Annotated in this window: 13 protein-coding genes; 4 read left to right on the top strand and 9 right to left on the bottom strand. The window is 59.1% G+C overall.

The window, feature by feature from the left end:
• Positions 1–125: 125 nt before the first annotated feature.
• A complete protein-coding gene (locus tag KO536_RS04740) occupies positions 126–704 on the top strand; it encodes a TetR/AcrR family transcriptional regulator (RefSeq protein ID WP_133078194.1) in 579 nt (192 codons plus the stop codon).
• 537 nt (positions 705–1241) lie between these two features.
• Here the strand turns inward: KO536_RS04740 and KO536_RS04735 are convergent.
• From KO536_RS04735 to bcsQ, 9 genes are read right to left on the bottom strand one after another with little or no spacing between them, the layout of a single operon-like run.
• Positions 1242–2381 (bottom strand): cell division protein FtsQ, encoded by a 1140-nt coding sequence (locus tag KO536_RS04735; protein ID WP_133078193.1) that lies wholly within the window; start codon positions 2379–2381, stop codon positions 1242–1244.
• Between the two features lie 11 nt (positions 2382–2392).
• Positions 2393–3808, bottom strand: coding sequence for an MBOAT family protein (locus KO536_RS04730; RefSeq protein WP_219261278.1), 1416 nt, complete (start codon positions 3806–3808; stop codon positions 2393–2395).
• Positions 3809–3826: 18 nt separating this feature from the next.
• On the bottom strand, positions 3827–4465 hold the full coding sequence (locus KO536_RS04725; RefSeq protein WP_219261461.1) for an alginate O-acetyltransferase AlgF: 639 nt from the start codon (positions 4463–4465) through the stop codon (positions 3827–3829).
• 20 nt (positions 4466–4485) lie between these two features.
• Positions 4486–5154: an SGNH/GDSL hydrolase family protein gene (locus tag KO536_RS04720; protein WP_219261277.1), complete on the bottom strand. Its 669-nt coding sequence runs from the start codon at positions 5152–5154 to the stop codon at positions 4486–4488.
• Between the two features lie 17 nt (positions 5155–5171).
• Positions 5172–9104, bottom strand: a complete 3933-nt coding sequence (locus tag KO536_RS04715; RefSeq protein ID WP_219261276.1) for a cellulose biosynthesis protein BcsC — start codon at positions 9102–9104, stop codon at positions 5172–5174.
• Entirely contained in the window at positions 9080–10318 is a 1239-nt protein-coding gene (gene bcsZ, locus KO536_RS04710; RefSeq protein WP_133078188.1) for a cellulose synthase complex periplasmic endoglucanase BcsZ, read from the bottom strand. Before bcsZ ends, KO536_RS04715 begins: the two co-directional genes overlap by 25 nt.
• Before the next feature lie 6 nt (positions 10319–10324).
• Positions 10325–12592 (bottom strand): cellulose biosynthesis cyclic di-GMP-binding regulatory protein BcsB, encoded by a 2268-nt coding sequence (gene bcsB, locus KO536_RS04705; protein WP_133078187.1) that lies wholly within the window; start codon positions 12590–12592, stop codon positions 10325–10327.
• Positions 12592–14814 carry a UDP-forming cellulose synthase catalytic subunit gene (gene bcsA, locus KO536_RS04700; protein WP_374105690.1) on the bottom strand — a complete coding sequence of 741 codons (2223 nt, stop codon included), beginning with the start codon at positions 14812–14814 and terminating at the stop codon, positions 12592–12594. Before bcsA ends, bcsB begins: the two co-directional genes overlap by 1 nt.
• Entirely contained in the window at positions 14811–16016 is a 1206-nt protein-coding gene (bcsQ, locus tag KO536_RS04695; RefSeq protein WP_219261275.1) for a cellulose biosynthesis protein BcsQ, read from the bottom strand. The genes bcsA and bcsQ overlap by 4 nt, the downstream gene beginning before the upstream one ends.
• Positions 16017–16367: 351 nt before the next feature.
• Here bcsQ and KO536_RS04690 point away from each other — a divergent pair, with 351 nt between their 5' ends.
• The 3 genes from KO536_RS04690 to KO536_RS04680 all read left to right on the top strand — a co-directional run.
• Positions 16368–16574, top strand: a complete 207-nt coding sequence (locus KO536_RS04690) for a hypothetical protein (RefSeq protein WP_219261274.1) — start codon at positions 16368–16370, stop codon at positions 16572–16574.
• Between the two features lie 227 nt (positions 16575–16801).
• The gene (locus KO536_RS04685) at positions 16802–17230 is read left to right on the top strand and encodes a glycine zipper domain-containing protein (RefSeq protein ID WP_133078184.1); all 429 of its coding nucleotides are present in this window, start codon (positions 16802–16804) and stop codon (positions 17228–17230) included.
• A gap of 607 nt (positions 17231–17837) precedes the next feature.
• Positions 17838–18230: cation:dicarboxylate symporter family transporter (locus KO536_RS04680; RefSeq protein WP_219261273.1), on the top strand; the 393-nt coding region annotated here is incomplete at its 3' end.

The following is an 18230-nucleotide window of genomic DNA, read 5'->3' as shown; positions in this document are numbered from 1 at the left end:
GGCCTGTCGATCGAAGAGGCTTTATGATGATGATCATAATCCAAATCGTCAACTATTTTGATGATGGTCGACATCCATGTATATTGGGCGCTTGATTGTCAGTGATTTGAACGAGGCATAAAGCGATGAGGGTCACAAAAGCACAGGCGCAGGCGAACCGGGCACACATCGTCGAGACGGCTTCCAGGCTGTTCCGCGAGCGTGGCTATGACGGTGTGGGGGTGGCGGATCTCATGGCCGCGGCCGGCTTTACCCATGGCGGGTTCTACAAGCACTTTGGTTCAAAGGCTGACCTGATGGCTGAAGCTGCCGCGTGCGGACTGGCAAGCTCGCTGGAAAAAAGCGCAGAGCACGATATTGCCGGGTTCTTTGACCAGTACCTCTCCCGCCAGCACCGTGATGCGCCGGGAGAGGGTTGCACCCTGGCGGCCTTGTGCGGGGACGCAGCGCGACAGCCTGAAGAGGTCAAGACAACCTTTGCCCAAGGGCTCGAAAACATGCTGGCCGCCGTTGAGCGCTCAGGTGCCACGTTCGCCGGCGTTGAGCCACAGGACATGCGGGCCAGGATAATAGACACCATGGCCCATGCCATTGGTGCGATCGTGCTGTCCCGGGCCTGCCCTGATAACAGCGCGCTGGCAGATGAAATTCTCGAGGTTTGCCGCAAGCAGATTCTCGGCCCCATGGGCCCCCGCGACTTGTAGTCGCTGAGGAGCGTAGCGAGGCTGCGATCGATCGCGAAGCGGTCGCAAAACCGGAACACGCGGTGTGCCTGAAAAACCGAAGAGGCTGACTTTACGACTGCTGCGTCTCAGTGGCGCACCAAACCTGACGCAGCCTCGCACGGCTCGTCAGCGACTACAGATTCGCCACCAACTCTTGTTGTAGTCGCTGACGAGTTGAACGAGGCTGCGATCGATCGCAAAGCGGTCGCAAAACCGGAACATGCGGTGTGCCTGAAAAATCGAGGAGGCTGACTTTACGACTGCTGCGTCGCAGTGGCGCACCAAACCTGACGCAGCCTCGCACGGCTCGTCAGCGACTACAGATTCGCCACCAACTCTTGTTGTAGTCGCTGACGAGTAGAACGAGGCTGCGATCGATCGCGAAGCGGTCGCAAAACCGGAACACGCGGTGTGCCTGAAAAACCGAAGAGGCTGACTTTAAGACTGCTGCGTCGCAGTGGCGCGCCAAACCTGACGCAGCCTCGCACGGCTCGTCAGCGACTACAGACCGGCGATTTACAACAGCCTGATCACGTCGCTGTAAGGCGTTTGCAAATCACGTTCGGGGATTTCCCAGATCACAAGCGCAGGGGGCGTCTGTTTGAATGCCGGGTTATTGAAGTAGTTGTTGGCACCACCGGAAAACTCGCCTCCATCCTTGGCAAAGTCACCAATCGGCGCACCCAGGGCCTGTTGCATAAACCCGGCGAAATTGGAGTTGCGAGAAAACGAAGTGCCAATCAGTGCCACATTCGGCAGGTTATCGTCGCCAAACAGGTCATCCAGACTGTCTGCATCACCCTGCGATTCCCCGGCTTTCTCACTGAACCGGCTCGCCGCCACAGACTCGGCTGCGGGTTGCAATCCTGCTGGCAACCATTCAAGACCGGCCAGGCGAACCAGATCTCCCGGGCGACGCGCCGGGTCTTGCAGTGCCGTTTCATAATCCTTGTGGGGTGTGGCAGTGATCCCCATCGCCTGTACCCGCACAGCGATGGCCTTGGCCGCCGCCGAGGCGCCCGCCTCACTCCAGTGGGTGTCGGTGCGCAGGTAAGCTTCGCTGCCCAGTGATTGCAGGGCTGGCGCCAGATCCAAAGCACTTACCCCTGCCTTGTTCAGCGCTTCAACCCAGGCCACTGCGCGATTGTGCAACTGCACCGGCCGACGCAAATCGCACAGCTGCCCGCTGGCAATACGGCTCTTGTCCGGCACCACGGCCACCAGCAAGCGGATGCCTCGCAACGACAGTTGCTGCTGGATATCACGCACCGCCGCCGCCTTGATCTGTGCATTGGCCTGAGCATGACGGTTGATGCGCATTTCATCGGTCAAGAACAACCAGCCATCACATCCCGGACGGACCCGTGCGCCGGTGTCGTGCAGCATCAGCCAGCTCGCGCCGCGTTCCAGATCTGCCGCCTTTCGCGGCACCCCAGCCTCTGACAACTGCTTGGCGATCTTGTGGGTGACCTCGCCATGCAGCACCGCGTCGCGGGTCAGGTCGGGGGGCAGCATCTGGACCTTGCCGCTGATCAACAGCCAGAGCGACGAGGCAAAACTGACGGCCAGAAATACGACAAACACAACGCCGCCCAACCTGCTGACACGGGCGGTGAGTTCAGTCGGTACAGCCGGTTGGGGCGTTGAAGAAGACATGGGCGCGGCCATCAGAACTGGAAGTAGAGGAAGGGCACCGCCTCGCGGCTCGCGATCAACGCGAACGAGAGCAGAAAACCCGCCACCGGCCACAGGGCCGCTATAGGAACAAACCACACTTGAGTACCAAAACGCTGCTCAACACGGTCCTTGAACAGCGGCGCGATAATGCATGCCACGCCGAGCAGCGCCGCCAGGCCGTGAGCCGAGCGCAGCGTCACGGCCAACGCGTCGCCCAAGGCAAACCCGTGCAAACCGAACTGGCCAGCATACATAGTCAGGGCCGATGCAAAATCCGGCGCACGGAACAGGGTCCAGGCCATGAACACAAACAGCAGTGTCAGGGTATGGGAGAACAGTGTAGGAATACTCGGCAGGTTCGATCGCGACCACAACCGGTCCACACACAGCGCCACCCCGTGAGCGGCCCCCCACAGCAGGTAATTCCAGCTATCGCCGCCATGCCAAAGCCCGGCAATGGCCATGGTCAGGAACAGATTGCGATAGGTCTTCCAGGCCCCGTTACGGTTACCGCCCAGAGCGATATACAGGTAGTCGCGCAACCAGCTGGACAAGGACATGTGCCAGCGCCGCCAGAAATCCTGAATGCTGCTGGCCAGGTAAGGCTGGTTGAAGTTTTCCGGAAAGTGAAAGCCCAGCATCAGGCCGAGGCCGATGGCCATGGCGCTGTAGCCCGCGAAGTCGAAAAACAGTTGCAACGAGTAGGCCAGGCAACCGATCCAGGCGTCGACAAAGGACGGATTATCCAGATGGAACGCCACATCCACCAATGGCGACAGAGTGTCTGCCACCAGCACTTTCATGCACATGCCGACCATGAAACGGCGTGCGCCCAGAGAAAAATTCTGCCAGTCGAAATAGCGCCGGGTCAGCTCACGACGCACCCAGTCATAGCGAATGATCGGACCTGCTATGGAGTGGCCGAACATCGAAATATAGGTGGCGTAGTTGATGAAGCTGCGCTCCACCGGCACCGTATGGCGGTGCACATCCACCAGATAGGAAATGGCCTGCAGCACGATAAACGACAGCCCTGCCGGCAGCGCCACCCGCTGCCACTCCAGGGGCATCGCGCCCGGCCAGGTAATCCATTCCATCCAGGTTGCAGCCAGGATATTGGCGTACTTGTACCAGCACAGCACTGCGGTGTTGAACACGATCAGCGCAATCAACAGCCGCACCCTGCCCTTTGAGTCTTCGCGGGAGCGATCAATCAGCAGCCCGCCGACCCAGGCAACGATGGTCAACGCCACGTGCAACGCGAGGAACATCGGGTTCAGCCAGCCATAGAACAACCAGCTGCCGATCAACAAAATGACGTTACGCCACTGGGGCTTGCCCAGGGCGTAAATCAGCATGAAGGCTGGCAGAAACAGCGTCAGGAACTCGAGTGAGGCGAAGACCATGGCAGCGGCAGAATCCGATCAGTAGGACAGAGTGTCCGTTGCGCTCAAAAGACGTGGCCCGCTGGCAGAAGGCACCAGCAGCACGCTGTAGCGTTCCCCCGCCTTGAGCATGCCCAAATCCAGCGCAGCACCCACATTGGCGTTGGCGCACACCAGTTGCACCGAAAGGTTCACCGGATTGATCGAGCGCCGTTGCAGGCTGGCGACGGGCACCGCCTTGAACAGATCGGCGCTGCGCCCGGCAGGACGCAGACTGGCATCGCTGCAGGATTTATCGACGTTAACGAACGCCAGCGAAGCCTTGAGGCCGTTGAAATCGTCAGGTGTCTCACGCACGGCGACTTGCTCGATACCCGCACCCTGCGACACGACAACAATCGTCGCGAACTCCCCGGGCTCAACCTTGAGATCCAGCGCCAGCTGTTGCCCGCCACTGACCAGAGAACCCTTGACCGGACTGGTCGAGTCCACCGGGAACAATAGCGACGCCGGCTGCGCCACTTCAAGGCGCAACGGCGGCTGTCCTGCCTGGCCGATGACGTCCAGGGGCGCCGTGGTGGCGTTGACGAAGCGGATGAAGGCTGCGTCCTGGCTGGGGCCGGTGGGATACAGGGCAAAATCGGCAGCCAGGGTGCACATGCTACATAACAGTGTCATCGCACCCGTCAGTGGACGAATCACTTCTTCTCTCCCTTGGCGCTGACCGCTTCAGGCGGCAGTTTGCCCAACGCATTGCCGATGGCATTGGCCCAGGACTTGTAGCCCGCAACAGTAAAATGCTGGCCGTCAGTGGTCACCCACTGCCCGGGCTTGGAGAACTCCAGGGAGTCGATGTAGGTACAAGGCGCGACGTTGGTTGCCAAAAACGCGGATATCAGTTTGGTGCGCGCATCGTTTTTCTTGTACATGCCGCCTTCTTTGCCCCACGCCGGGCCTACCCATGCGCATTTGGCACCGTTGGCGGTGATTTCCTTGGCCAGTGCAGACACGTTCTGCCACGCCCAGGCCTTGGGAAATACCGGCTTGTCGTACGAGGCCATGGTGTCGGCAATCACAAGCACCACTAGGTCCGGCTTGTCGGCGGCAATCAAGTCCTTGATTGGGGTTGTAGTCGCATCACGCCCCTTGATCACAATCTTGCCGCTGCCTTTTTCTTCAGCCCCACAATCGACTTTTTTGGTGATAAGCCAATCGCCAGCGCTGGCCCCGCACGCGCCAATCGAATGCACATTCGCGCCTTGCTGGGTCAAGTTGGCGTGCAGTGGTTCCATCAGGTGATTGGCCAGGCTCATGTGACTCTCCCCAAGAACAAGAAGGGTCATACCGGCTAGAACGGATGAAGGCATTTAAAGTCTCCAGGACATCAATTGGAATAAGGGGAACTGTAAGGGCTGACCGGCAGCGCCATCGGGCCGTTCATGTCCTCAAACATGTAACGCAAGTACATGGCACCCGTGACTTGCTGGTAGTCCTGGGCATTGTCCAGACCAAGATTGGCCCCCAGAAAAAAGTTTGAACCAAACTTGTACTCACCGGCTGCGGAGAGACTGTAACCAACCCCAGCCTTGCTCTCGCTGGAGTAGCGCTGGTCGTTTTCAGCTTGCAGCGTGCTGTCGCCAGGGAAGTAGTCCGCACCCGCCTGATGGGAGTACTGGACACCCACCGAACCCTTGACCTGATAGCTGAGGCGCTCGGTGCGCTGCGACCAGGCCACCGGCACCCCAAGGGCAAAGTAGCTTTGCGGGCTGAAATAGCCGCCGTGACCGTAGGTAAAGAAGTTCTGGTTATTGTCGAAGCTCATGCCAGTGGCGCTCAGGCCGAGGGTCAGCTTGCTGTCTTCATCATTTTGCAGATACCAGTAAACACCGGCGCCCAATTCGGCACGGCTGTTGGACTCTACGTTATGGCCCAACAGCTTGTGCCACGCGCCGTAGCCATAGGCGCCAATCGCCTGGTCGTCGTAGCTCAGTTGGCCTCGACCGCCGTTAGCCGTCACACCGCCCCACGACTGCCCGCTACGTTCATCGGTAGTACCGGCGAACGACGTCACGCTGTCGATTACCGGACGGCGCGAGACGTTGACGCCATAGCGCACATTGGAATTGCTGGCGAGCGGGCGATCCACACTCACACCACCGGCGACGGTGCTGTATTGAAAGCCGATTGGCGTAGTGCCGATGTCAGCCTTGATGCCTTCATCCGGACGAGCGAAGCCAACGCTCACACCCACACCACTTTCACGCTGGGCACCAATACCTTCGGTTGACGCGTTGCCACTGCCGAAGCGTTCAGCGGCATACACACCCACCCGTCCTGCGTTCAGGGATACCGGCGTCACACGCACAGCGAGACGGTTGTCACCTGCCGGGAAATTAATCTCCAGCGGCGTCTCGATATCGGTCATCTTGCCCAGGCCCGGCTCGCTGTCATTGGTGCGCACGGTCACACCCTGAGTCACGTAAGCACTGCGTTCCTGAAGGATGCTGTCCAGTGCACGCTGGGCAGAACTGGCCTGATCTACCGCTACATTGACCGTGCCTTGCGGCGCGAAAGGATTGGCCCCGGCATTGCCAAATCGCCCGGAGGGCACGGCCGCACGGCTCGGGATTGCGGCTGCCACGCGGGCTTGTTGCTGACCTGGATAGACGTCTTGAGGCAATAACGAATTGCTGCCTGCGCTATACGATGCCGAATCCAGCACGGCTTGCGCCGGAGCAGGAATCCCGTCGATCGCCCCGCGGCCAACCTGATTACCCGGCCCCGACAAACCTGCAAAAGGGTTGGGCGCCGCGCCCGTACCGGCAGCCTGCGTCACCAGGCTGCGTTTTTTCTCGGTCTGCTCGATGTCTACGGCCTTGCGCAACAGGTGGGTGGCTTGAGCAGACTTGCCCATGCTGCGGTAGATCCGTGCCGCTTCGGTCAAGGACTGCGGGTCGTAGTTTTGCAGCTTCACGAACTGCTCCAGCGCACGTTCGGCGTAGCCGTTATCACGGGCCAGAACGGCGGCGTCCGCGGCATTGAGCAAGATCTGCGGGTCGTTTGGCTGACGCTGCAGCAAGGGTTTGTACAGCTCGAAGGCCTTGGCATTGTCACCGCTGCTGACATACATGCGCGCCAGTGCCGAAACCGCACCCGCATCCCCGGGGCGTGACGCCAGCGCCGGTGCCAACGTGTCATAAGCGCCTGCCAGATCACCGCCTTCACGCAGCAGGTCTGCCTGACGAATACGATACTGGTAAAGCAGATCATCGAAGCGCTTGCGTGTAGCAAGGCTCATTGGCTGATTTTGCAGGCCCCGCAGAATCGAATTGACCTGAGCATCATTGCCCGTCTTCAACAGCAGATTGGCGTACTGCAACATCAGGTCGGCGGACGGTGTCGGTGTCTGGTTAATGACGTCGCGCATCATGGTCAACGCACGTGTGGCGTCACCGGTGTCGACATAGGCCGACGCCAGCGTCGCCATCCGGTCCGGGCTGCGGCTGGCCATCGGTTGCAAACGATCAAGCAGGGCCAGGGCTTCCTGACGCTGGCCGCGCTTGGCCATGGTAGCGGCGAGTTTGACTTGCACCGTCAGGGTAATCTGGTCGGCCAGCTCGCTCATATCGGCGGTGCGGCGGCCCGCAGGAATGCGACTGATGGCGGCCTGGGCAGCGTCCCACTGCTCCATTTCCACCGAGAGCAAAGCGCTGGTGTAAAGCGCGTCAACGTCGGTCGGATGCGCCTTGAGGTAGCTGTCGATCAGGTCTCGGGCTTTTTGTGGCTCGCCGGTCTTGAGGTAAAGGCGGGAGAGGTCAAAACGGGTCCAAACGTTATCCGGGTCGTCCTTGACGGCTTGCACCAACGCCTGTTGCGCACCACGGGTATCACCCCGCTGTTCGGCCAATGCAGCCGCCTGGGTGGAGCGCAGCGCACGCAGCCGACCACCGCCGCCCATTTCGGCCTGCTGGGCTGCAGTCAGGGTATCGAGCAAGCGCAATGCCTCATCGGCCTGCCCCGATTGCGACAGAACACTCACAAGCCCTTGTACGGCCTGCGCATTATCTCGCTGCACACTCAATACTTGGCGATAACTGGCCTGGGCTTCATCCAGTTGACCGTTCTGGGCCTGGAGATCTGCCAGGGCCAGGCGCGCTTCGACGCCTTTAGGGTTAAGACGCATGGCCTGTGCAATGTTCTGCCGGGCCTTGTCGGGTTGAGCCTTGGCCTGGTTGCGCGCCTGTTGCAGCAAGGCCCAGTAGCGCACGTTGTCCAACGCGGGCTTCCATCGCGCCCCCCCATTGCCAATGGCACGGTTGAGCAACTGCTCAGCCTCAACCAGACGATTCTGTTGTTGGCGCACAACACCAAGACCACCCAGTGCATCAGGGTCATTGGCCTTGTTTTTCAGGCGCGCGGCGAAAGCTTGCTCGGCACCTGCCTGATCGCCTTTTTCAAGGGCTTGCAATCCACGTTCTACCAGTGGATCTGGTTGCCAGCTCGCTACCCGGCCAGCAGTGCTGGCTTTCGATTTACCTTTGTTCAGTAGATCGCGTATTTCCTGATCATCCGGATGAGCCTTCAAAAAAGCTTCGAACAAAGGTGCCTGGGCAGCGCTCGGAGGACCGGACCACACCAGCGCCAGACGCCAGCTCTCGTCAGCGTCACCACCGATGTCGGGCCGCGTCGACAGTTTGGCCAGGGCACGAATACCTTCGGGACGAGTGTCTTCGTGACGAACCAATTGCTTGGCAAGAAACAGCGCCAGAATCGAGTCATTCGGCGTTTCGTGCAGCAAACGCTCCATGCCTTTGCGAGCTTCCGGCCAGCCTGCAGGGTTGAATGCAAGGTTGTTGTAATACTCTCGGCCTAAAGTGCCTGACGGTGTGCGCCCGGCAAAGAGTTTGCGAAACACCTGAGTCGCCTGGTCACGCTGGTCGCTATCGACCAGACGGCGAGCCTCGGCTTGAAGCGCGATGTTCTGCGGCTCGGTAAGGGCCAGGTCCTGTTCCAGCTGCGCAGCCAACCAAGGGCGGGGCGACAAAGCCTGCAGGCGTTCCAGGTATTGCCTGGCTTGCGCAGACTTTTTCTGCTTGATGCTGGCAAGGCCCATACCGTAAAGGGCGTCGACTTGATTGGGGTCCAGACGCAACACTTTTTCCCAAGCTTCAGCAGCTCGTAGTGAATTGTCACGGCCCTGCCAGTACTGGCCCTGCTCGACCAACTGCGATTGCACGTCCCGTGTGTCGGCGTGGACGGCAGTGCTGATCATGGCGGTTAAAAAACCTATGGCTAGCGAGTGGCGGTGCGGACGCATGACGTCTCCCAAGACAATTTGAGTGTTCCGTCATCACGAAACTGAAAACGATTTTCAGCCCAGCCGAGTGCGAACAAGCTGAGCATGAGGTTGTAATACAAAGGTTCGGTACGCTCGCCGCCGACAGTGGCCAGTGCCTTGTCCAACGCTTGTACGGTTCGACGTTGCTGGGCCTGTGCCAGCCAGGGCTGACCTTTGGTCTGGAAGTACGGGATCAGCGCAGCCGAGAACCCGAACGGCCCCTGACCCTCGAGTGCACCGCTGATGACCTGGACTTTTTCCGGTGGAATACCGGTGGACGCAGTACTGTTTGACATACCGTCCAGCATCGCCAGCAAGGGGGCTGCCAGTGGATCGGACTTGGGCGTCATGCCTGCCCACAGGTACACGCGAATCGCGTCATAACTGCCCTGCTCGCCTGTGATCGGATCAACCACGAACAAACCGGCTTTCGGCCCGGTGGCACGGTAACCAACCCAGTCGGCCACATAGCCTTTGGGGCTGGAAGCCTTGATCATTTTCACCGTGTTTTCGGCTATTTCTTTCCAAGGTCCGGCCGGTGACTCCTTGGCCAGTCGACGCAGCAGCGGCAATGGCAGGTAGCTGGGATTCAACCGCCACAGGTGGTCGGGCTGCACGAAACCCTGTGGCCCCGGCAACACCATTTTGCCCAAACCGGGCAAGCTCACTATCAGTTGGGTTTCTATGTTTGCAAGCAGCTGCAACGCAGCTTCGCGATAGTCCGGCCGCTGCCACAAACGCGCTGCCTCCAGCAGCGAATAAGCGATCCACAAATCCGAATCGGACGCCGAGTTCGCGTCCTGCAATTGCCATGTGCCGTCCTTGCCCTGCCCCCACAGCCAGCCCGGCAGGCGCTTGCTCACATCGGCACCTGCCATGTTGGCCAAGGTCCATTGCCACAGCTTTTCAAAGCGCGCCTGATCGTTGCCTATCAGTGCGAAAAGCATCCCGTAGGATTGACCTTCGGAAGAGCTTTGATTGACCTGCGCACTGGACTCCAGCATCCGGCCGTCAGCCTGCACAAAATGCGAGGCATAGGTCTGCCAAAGCGGCCACTGAGCATTTTTGCACGCCTCGTCTTGAGCCACCGCAGGCGTCAGCGTGAACGTTACGAAAGCACAGGCAAGCAAACGAAGCGCCGTATGCAGGCGCCTCGTTGAGGTTTTATTGCGAAAGATCGCGAAGAAACTCATGCCCTGTCAGCCGCCCAGACGCTTGTTGGCACGCGCGCGCAATGCCAGATAGGCCAGACCGCTGAGCAGGATCACACCCAGGCCGGTCAGTATCAGCGCCAGTACCACGTGGCGCGACATCAGCCATTGCAGGTATTTGATCGGGCCCAGGCTACCGACGTAGTACTGCTCGTCCGCAACCAGTGGCTCGATATTTTTACCGCGTACCACCACCAGGCTGCCCTGGATCGACTGGGTGTAATCCTCACCACCGATCAGGGCATTGGTCGCGTCGGCCAGGCCCTGGGGCTGACCACTGGCGATCACCACGACGCTGCGACCGTTTTTGAGCGGTGACTCGAATCCGGTGAGGTAGGTACTGCGCGCACCACCGGAAAATGCCATCGCCAGCCGGGTTCTGCGCAGATTGGCTTCAGGGTCGGGGCTGAACCAGTCACGTACCCGCATTGGCAGGTCGGACAGATGAAAACTCTGCAGTCCTTCGCCATCGGCAGCGGGCAGACGATCAGCCCATTGCGTCAGCAACGGCTGATTGGCACCGGATGCCAGCACCAGCAAGTCCTTGTCCGCAGCGCTCCCAACCTGCGCGGCCTGGATCACCTGTACGCCGGTGGCCGGGTAACCCGTGGAGCTGCCGAAACGACCAAGTACAGTCAGGTAGGCATCCAGGTCCGCGGTGCCTGCGTTATCCGGCAACACCACGGCTGTTTGCGACAAGTCGGCCAGGCGGGTGAACGGGAATCCGGCATCCTTGAACACGCCAAGATTGGGCATGGCGATAAAGTGGTCGTAGCCGCTCACATCGATGGTCGACTCGGGGTCAATGGCCCCACGCATGTTGTCGATGATGATGTCGTTACATTCCCCCTGCTTGATGTAATCGAACATGTATCGCAGCTGCAGCCGTGACTGCAGGGCAGTCGAGTTCAACGCCAGCATCACGGTGGTTTCGCGGCCAAGGCTGTCGTCGGACTTCAGCGCGCTGAGTACGCCGCTCGGAAGCTTGTCCTGGGACGGCAGGTTCTGCGACTGAATCAGCGCATCGTTGAAACTGATGATGAACGATGAGTTGTTGGACTTCTCTTGAGGCGTGTAACGGTACTTGAGGTTCAACGGCGCACCGCCTTCGCGCCAGGTAAACAGGTCCGGGGCAAAGTTGAGCGGTACGGTAATGTCGCCCGGGTTGTAGCCGGACACCGCCAGTTCCTTGGCTGGCAACAACTCACCCAGTTTTACCGGGCGATCACTGGGCAACCAGTTCGGTGCGTCATAGGGTTTGCGTGGCTGCACCACATCCAGGCGGTCGATGACAACGCTATTGCCCGACAAGGCCTGATTGCCCAGCACCAACGCCGTTGCAGCGCGCTTGAGCTCAGCTCCGTCGCGACCGCTGACGACTAGCAACTTGCCATTGGCATCATTGGGGTTGGTCATTACGGTCAGGGTCGGGCCCTTGGCGGGCGGCAGGCTCAGGCTGTCGATCTGAAGGGCATCCGGGCCACTGACCAGCACCACGGCATTGCCGCTGGCCGGAATCCGGTTGTAACCCGATGAGAACCGCGCACCACGATAGCTGGCCTGGGCACCCAACCACGACGACAGGGCTCCGGCGGCTTCCAGCGTGGCATTGTCGGGCGCAGCGGCGAACACGAACGGCAAGTCCAGGGGACGGGCATCGCGACGATCAAAAAACGGCAGCGGGATAATCGACAGGTCGTCAGGCAAGGCCAGCGGCGATACGTCGATGCCCAACTCCGAGGCATTGCTGATCTTGGCCCACAGGCTGGAGTGCTGGGGGTCCTCGCAGCTCATGGTGTAGTGCCCGATAAATTGCAGGCTCAGGCGGTTGAACTCGGTAATCAGATGAGCCGGGATCTCTACAACCTGTTGCTGCAGTTGCCCGGCCTTGTCCTTGGGCAATGGCAGGCTTGCGGCCACTTCATCGTTGACCAGCACGTTGATTTGCGACAGCTCCGCCAGCAGCGCCGGGGAGTAGGAGTACTGCAGGTTCAGCCTGGCGCCGGTGACGATCGAGTCGGCCCGCACATCGAAGCTGACGCTGTCTGTCGCCTCCACTCCACGCAGGTTCATCGGATAATTGCGGCCCAATTGCTTGAGGGTAACGGTGTAGCTTTTCGCTCCGGGCGCCGTGGCCGCAGACAGGGTTTGGGCACTGGCAGCGCCAGCGCTGAAAGCCAGCAAGGCGCACGTCAGGCGGGCCAGCGCGCGGCGCAGATCGCGCAAGGCGGCGAAGGCTGAAGACGTTGAATTCATCACTTGTCCAGGACATTGTCTAGCGTGGAAGGGGTGACGCGGCGACGGCGCAGCAAGCTGCGCACTTCCATGGCCGAGGCTTTGAAAAGTTCGTGGATACCGCGCAGGCCGATACGACCGACCTCACGCAAGGCGACAAGCGGGGTATCGACCTGCCCGCTGCCCCAGGTCGAAGCCCAGGTGTCGGCGCGGGAGAATGTAAGGCGTACCAGGTCACTCTGCTGACGCAAGGTCAGGGCATCAAACTGCACGCCCGCCAACTCGCCGCGACTGAACACGACCACTGCCGGGAACACACTCGAGTGTTGATTGCGAAACAGGGAAATCTGTACCTGCTCACCCTGAGGCAAGCTGACGCCTTCCGGCAAAATCAAACCCATGCCTTTTTGCGAAAAGTCCTGGGTTACACCCTCTATCACACGGCCATCGGCACAGGTCAGGCGCACAGGCAATTTGGCTGCTACCCGCGGCTCAGCACGTACCTGTCGGGTTTCGCTGGCCACTGCCACTGCAGCACTGGTGATGATGACGTTGTAGAGCGTCCACATCAGGTTGATCAGCACCGTGGTTGTGGCGCCCTCCTCCCCCATTGCCAGCCGCGCGATCCCGTAGGCCATGCCCGCGAGGTTGAGGGTCAATAGCACGATGTATGGACGGGCGAGTTTCCAGTCGAAGAATTTCTCGTCGATGATCCCGCCCTTGTCGGTCACGTTGAAACCACCATGCTTGGGATCGACCAGCGCCACCAGCACCGGCCCCATGATGTACCAGGCCAGTACGGTCTCGTAGACCTCGTTCCAGAACGAGTGGCGGAAGCGCCCCTGAATGGTGGAGTTGGTCAGGCTGGCATGGAAGATATGGGGCAATGCATAGGCCATGATCATCAACCCCGCAGCGTGGAAAATCTGCGCGTCGAAAAACAGGAAGGCCAGCGGCGCCGTCAGAAATACCAGGCGCGGCAAACCATAGAAGAAGTGCAGCATCGCGTTGAGGTAGCACAGGCGCTGCCCCAGGTTCAGACCCTTGCCGAACAACGGATTGTCGGTGCGGAAAATCTGCGCCATGCCCCGGGCCCAGCGAATGCGCTGGCTGATGTGGCTCGACAGACTTTCCGTCGCCAGGCCCGCCGCCTGGGGAATGGCCAGATACGCCGTGTTGTAGCCGGCGCGATTGAGTTTGAGCGCGGTGTGGGCATCTTCGGTCACGGTTTCTACTGCGACCCCGCCAATTTCCATCAGCGGCTTGCGCCGGATCACAGCACATGAGCCACAGAAGAATGTGGCGTTCCACAGGTCATTGCCGTCCTGGACCAGGCCATAGAACAACTCGCCTTCGTTCGGTACCGAGCGGAAGGTATCGAGGTTCTTTTCGAACGGGTCCGGGGAAAAGAAAAAGTGCGGCGTTTGCAGCATCGCCAGCTTCGGGTCTTTCAGAAACCAGCCAATGCTCACTTGCAAAAACGAACGGGTCGGCACGTGATCGGCATCGAAAAAGGCCACGAACTCACCGCTGGTGATCTGCAACGCTTCGTTGAGATTCCCGGCCTTCGCATGTCGGTTGTTGTCACGGGTGATGTAGTTGACATTGATCTGCTCGCAGAACTCGCGAAAGTCTTCGCGACGCCCGTCATCGAGCACGTGGACCCGCAGCTTGTCCTGCGGCCAGTCCATGGCCTGGGCGGCAAAGACAGTCAACTTCACAATATCGAGGGCTTCGTTGTAGGACGGGATGAACACGTCAACTACCGGCCACTCGCTGGGCGGGCTTTTGAGCAATACCGGTTGGCGGCGCAGCGGCCATGCCGTCTGCAAGTAACCGAAGATCAGCACCACCAAGGCATAAAGCTCGGCCAGTACCAGACCGTAGCCGAACGCGATGTCGATCCACTCATCGAAGTCCAGGGTCGCCGTCAGACGCCAGTACATGTAGCGCAGCGAAGCAGTCAGCGACAGGCAGATCATGATCAGGATGGTCAGCCGGCCAGGGATCCTGCGCAATATCAGCGCCGCACCAAAGCAACCGAGTGCAAAGATGCACTGGGCATAGAAATCAAACGGGGCGGTGACGATCAATAAGCCCACAAGCGTGCAGAACGCTATCGTGCCAATGGTCAGCGCGCGGCGTGCCACAACGGGCCATCGTTCAATACGATCAGCCACGGACTGCGCCCAACGTTGCAGACGGGTTTGTACAACGGGCGGCTCAGTGCTGGTCTTGATCACAGAGCGGACATCGCTGTAACAGAGCCGTTCTCAAACCCGGCCTTGAGTTGTTTACCCAGCCATGCCATATCCTGGCAGGCTGCAGATGCGTTCGGTGAAGCCAGCGGGTTACGACCATAGGCCAGCGACTCGCCCAGGGTGTTATCCAGTGCAACGACTCCGAGCATCTGCCCGCCCAAACGACGTTTGAGGACCTCAAGCATGTCCCGCGAAAACTCGCGGGTGGCATCGAACTGATTGACCACGTAGTTGCAGGCCGGGGACTCAGGACGGGTGGGGACGGAGCCCATCAGGCGATCCATCTGATCCAGGGCAACAAAGCTGGCAGCGTCGGCGGTGGTGACTACGATCACTTGATCAGCCACATCCAGCGCTTGCTCCAGATACATCGAACGGCCGGTCGGTGTGTCCAGAATCACCACGTCGTTTTCATCCAGATTCAGGCGAGCCAGCTGCCGGGCCAACCAATGGCGATCCTGGCTCATGTCCCGTTCCAGGGCACAACGTTCGTCATCGCTCAATACGCCGTACGGCAGCACTTGAGCACCGTCGAAACCCTGCTGAAGTTTGTCGGCCCAGGTGGTGCCATCCTCGCTCGTAGTGCCCATGCCCCTCACACCGGATTCAATCCCGAGGTGGTAGTGCAACGCATTTTGCGGGTCAAGATCGATGGCGATGGTTTTGCATGCGTCCAGACACAAGCTGCTGGCCAACCCGGCGCCCAGAGTTGACTTGCCTACGCCACCCTTGGCCGAAACCAGCGCCACGATATGTGCCTTGCACTTCGGCACACGAGCCCCAAGCTGTGCCTGGGCGTGCATCTCGGCCTGGCGGGCAAGGGCGACTTCGGCGAGCAGGTTACGCAACGGGGTTGCAACGTCCCCGGAGGTCATCAATGGTGCTTCAGGCTGGGGGCGCGATGACTCAACGACTGGCATTGCAGATTGCATGACGGGTTGCGCTCCCGGCGTAACCACCGAAAACGGTAGCGACCGGAATGGCGCCTGTTCAATTTTCGGCTCGGCCGCCATGTTCTCGATTACTTGAGCCACAACTTCAGGCAAAGGCGCTGGCTCGGCAGGCAGCGGCATCTTTTGCGGTGCTGCGCACGGGTAGTCGAACGGGGTTTCGAACTCGTGATAGCTGTCTGAAGTCGCGCCAAATCTACTGAATAGATTTGATATGTCGTCTTTGTGGCTCATAGGAAGGCTTCCTGCTTTCTGACTGTTAACGACCCATGACCAGCCGCAGCGCGCCAAAATAAGCCATCACAATGGCATCGTCAATAAATTGAACGAAATAGGATTAGTATCTTGGTAAACACGTAATAAATAAACTTATTAGCCATTTAATTGACGCGAATCAGGATTTATATTTGGCGCTGCTGACGCTGTGTAAATCACCAATACTCCGACCCGACTGCCCCGGCCTGGTGCAGGCAGACGGATGGACCGGGATCCGGGTTCTGAGCACTTCACGCGGGCACCGATCCTTCTACACTGGATAAAGTTGTCGGAAAAAGTGAAATGCGGATCAGAAATAAGGAGAACAGTATGTCTGAGCACTTCAAAGGCCTGAGGGGAGATACCCCCTTTGGCGCCGCAAGCCCGCAGAGCCAACGAGAACTGGCTGTTGCCGCGGCTTTAACCTTGATCCAGGCCAAGGTTCTAAATTCAAGCAGTGCCGGGCAGCTTCAATCAGAGCTCAATAGGCTGAGCAAGTATGCTGATCAGATTCAGGCCGCACTTGAGGTCAAGTGAAGGGAGGCTTTCATACGGCTGACATAAATCCCTCACCTTGCGCTATTGCTGTTCACTCAAGAGCAACGCTGCCACAAAGACTGGAACCTGTCGCCGCAATAGCTTGTTACAGCTTTATCAGCCACAGTGGTTGCCAACATAGAACTTGGGGGTTATCGCCCCGTCTATATTCTCAGGCATCCCTAATGTAGCGGGTGCACTGATTACTGCCCATTGAGGTATATAAGATGCGAATGACACTACCTGCGCTAGTTCTGGGCCTTTTGTTTGCACAAGGAGCAATGGCTGCCGGTGACGGAACCGCCGCTGTCGGAGGCGGTGTTGGCGGCGCGTTGGGTAATATCGTGGGCCAACAGCTGGGGGGGTCCACGGGGGCCGCCGTTGGTGCCGGGGTCGGTGGCGCTGCAGGGAGTGCTATCGGCGCGCCACGAGGCAGCAAAACCGAAGCCGCCATTGGTGGCGGTCTCGGATCGGCCGGCGGATCGGTCATCGGCAACAGACTGGGAGGCTCTACTGGCTCCACCATCGGCGCGGGTCTTGGCGGTGCCGCTGGCGGGGCGATAGGCAACAATCTTGCCGACGATGGCAGCAAGCACAACTCCGGTGGCAAGCATCACAAGAAAAACAAAAACAAGAAGAACAAGCACCGCCGATAAACCAGGCTCAATGTCGCAATGCTGTTCAAGTGTGGGAGCGACCTTGCTCGCTCCCACAAAGTCAGGAATCGCTTAAGTCACAACTTTGCAACTCAGTGTCAGGCTTTTTCAAAGTGCTCCTGATGCTTCACCCATTCCTCATGCACCTCCAGATAGCAAAACCCTCTCCTTGATGGCTTCAGGTGGCGAATGCACGCCAGCCCGTCGAAATCCGACCAGAATAAATTGCGCCTTTATGCCGAGGTTGCTTGCTCAAACACCCCCTGGATCCAGCCCTTCATTTCTCCTGCCAAAAAACGCGTCACGTCTTCTGCAAGGGCCGGTGCACGGCACTTATGCCTCCCGAAATGGCGTATTCGAACAGCTTTAAACCATGCGTTTTTTTGATTAATGCCATGCACATTGAGCATAGGGTAGGCATTTACAGCATTAGACGGCGCCCTCCGGCATTGGAATAGTCGCGCCGCCTGAGCGGTCTGCCAGTGAGCGACAAGCACCACTTCCAAGCGATCTATCCCGGCTATTTACACAGATTTTTCGGTAAATGAACGTTCCTGTTCAGGCAATTACCTACATCAAACTGAAGTAAAGGTAGAAAAAAAATAATATGAAGAAGGCAAAACTTAGCCTCGCCTGGCAGATCCTGATTGGTCTGGTCCTCGGGATTGCAATCGGCGCGCTGCTCAACCATTTCAGTGCTGAAAAGGCCTGGTGGATCAGTAACGTTCTGCAACCTGCCGGCGATATCTTTATCCGTCTGATCAAGATGATCGTAATCCCAATCGTGATTTCTTCACTGGTTGTCGGGATTGCAGGCGTGGGAGATGCGAAGAAACTCGGTCGTATCGGTTTTAAAACCATCATTTACTTCGAGGTGGTCACCACCATTGCGATTTTGGTCGGCCTGGTGCTGGCCAACGTGTTCCAGCCAGGTGCCGGGATCGACATGAGCACCCTGGGCACAGTCGATATCTCGAAGTATGCGGCCACGGCGGCTGAG

The organism is Pseudomonas sp. NKUCC02_KPG (genome assembly GCF_019345465.1).
In the GTDB taxonomy this organism is placed as follows: Bacteria; Pseudomonadota; Gammaproteobacteria; order Pseudomonadales; family Pseudomonadaceae; genus Aquipseudomonas.
Note: the sequence above shows the minus strand (reverse complement) of the source record. Positions and strands in the feature narration are given on the sequence as shown.

Excerpts from the sequence above, each read along its gene's own strand:
- KO536_RS04740 (WP_133078194.1), top strand. The coding sequence starts at position 126 with ATGAGGGTCACAAAAGCACAGGCGCAGGCGAACCGGGCACACATCGTC.
- KO536_RS04735 (WP_133078193.1), bottom strand. The coding sequence starts at position 2,381 with ATGTCTTCTTCAACGCCCCAACCGGCTGTACCGACTGAACTCACCGCC.
- KO536_RS04730 (WP_219261278.1), bottom strand. The coding sequence starts at position 3,808 with ATGGTCTTCGCCTCACTCGAGTTCCTGACGCTGTTTCTGCCAGCCTTC.
- KO536_RS04725 (WP_219261461.1), bottom strand. The coding sequence starts at position 4,465 with ATGACACTGTTATGTAGCATGTGCACCCTGGCTGCCGATTTTGCCCTG.
- KO536_RS04720 (WP_219261277.1), bottom strand. The coding sequence starts at position 5,154 with ATGCCTTCATCCGTTCTAGCCGGTATGACCCTTCTTGTTCTTGGGGAG.
- KO536_RS04715 (WP_219261276.1), bottom strand. The coding sequence starts at position 9,104 with ATGCGTCCGCACCGCCACTCGCTAGCCATAGGTTTTTTAACCGCCATG.
- bcsZ (WP_133078188.1), bottom strand. The coding sequence starts at position 10,318 with ATGAGTTTCTTCGCGATCTTTCGCAATAAAACCTCAACGAGGCGCCTG.
- bcsB (WP_133078187.1), bottom strand. The coding sequence starts at position 12,592 with ATGAATTCAACGTCTTCAGCCTTCGCCGCCTTGCGCGATCTGCGCCGC.
- bcsQ (WP_219261275.1), bottom strand. The coding sequence starts at position 16,016 with ATGAGCCACAAAGACGACATATCAAATCTATTCAGTAGATTTGGCGCG.
- KO536_RS04690 (WP_219261274.1), top strand. The coding sequence starts at position 16,368 with ATGTCTGAGCACTTCAAAGGCCTGAGGGGAGATACCCCCTTTGGCGCC.
- KO536_RS04685 (WP_133078184.1), top strand. The coding sequence starts at position 16,802 with ATGCGAATGACACTACCTGCGCTAGTTCTGGGCCTTTTGTTTGCACAA.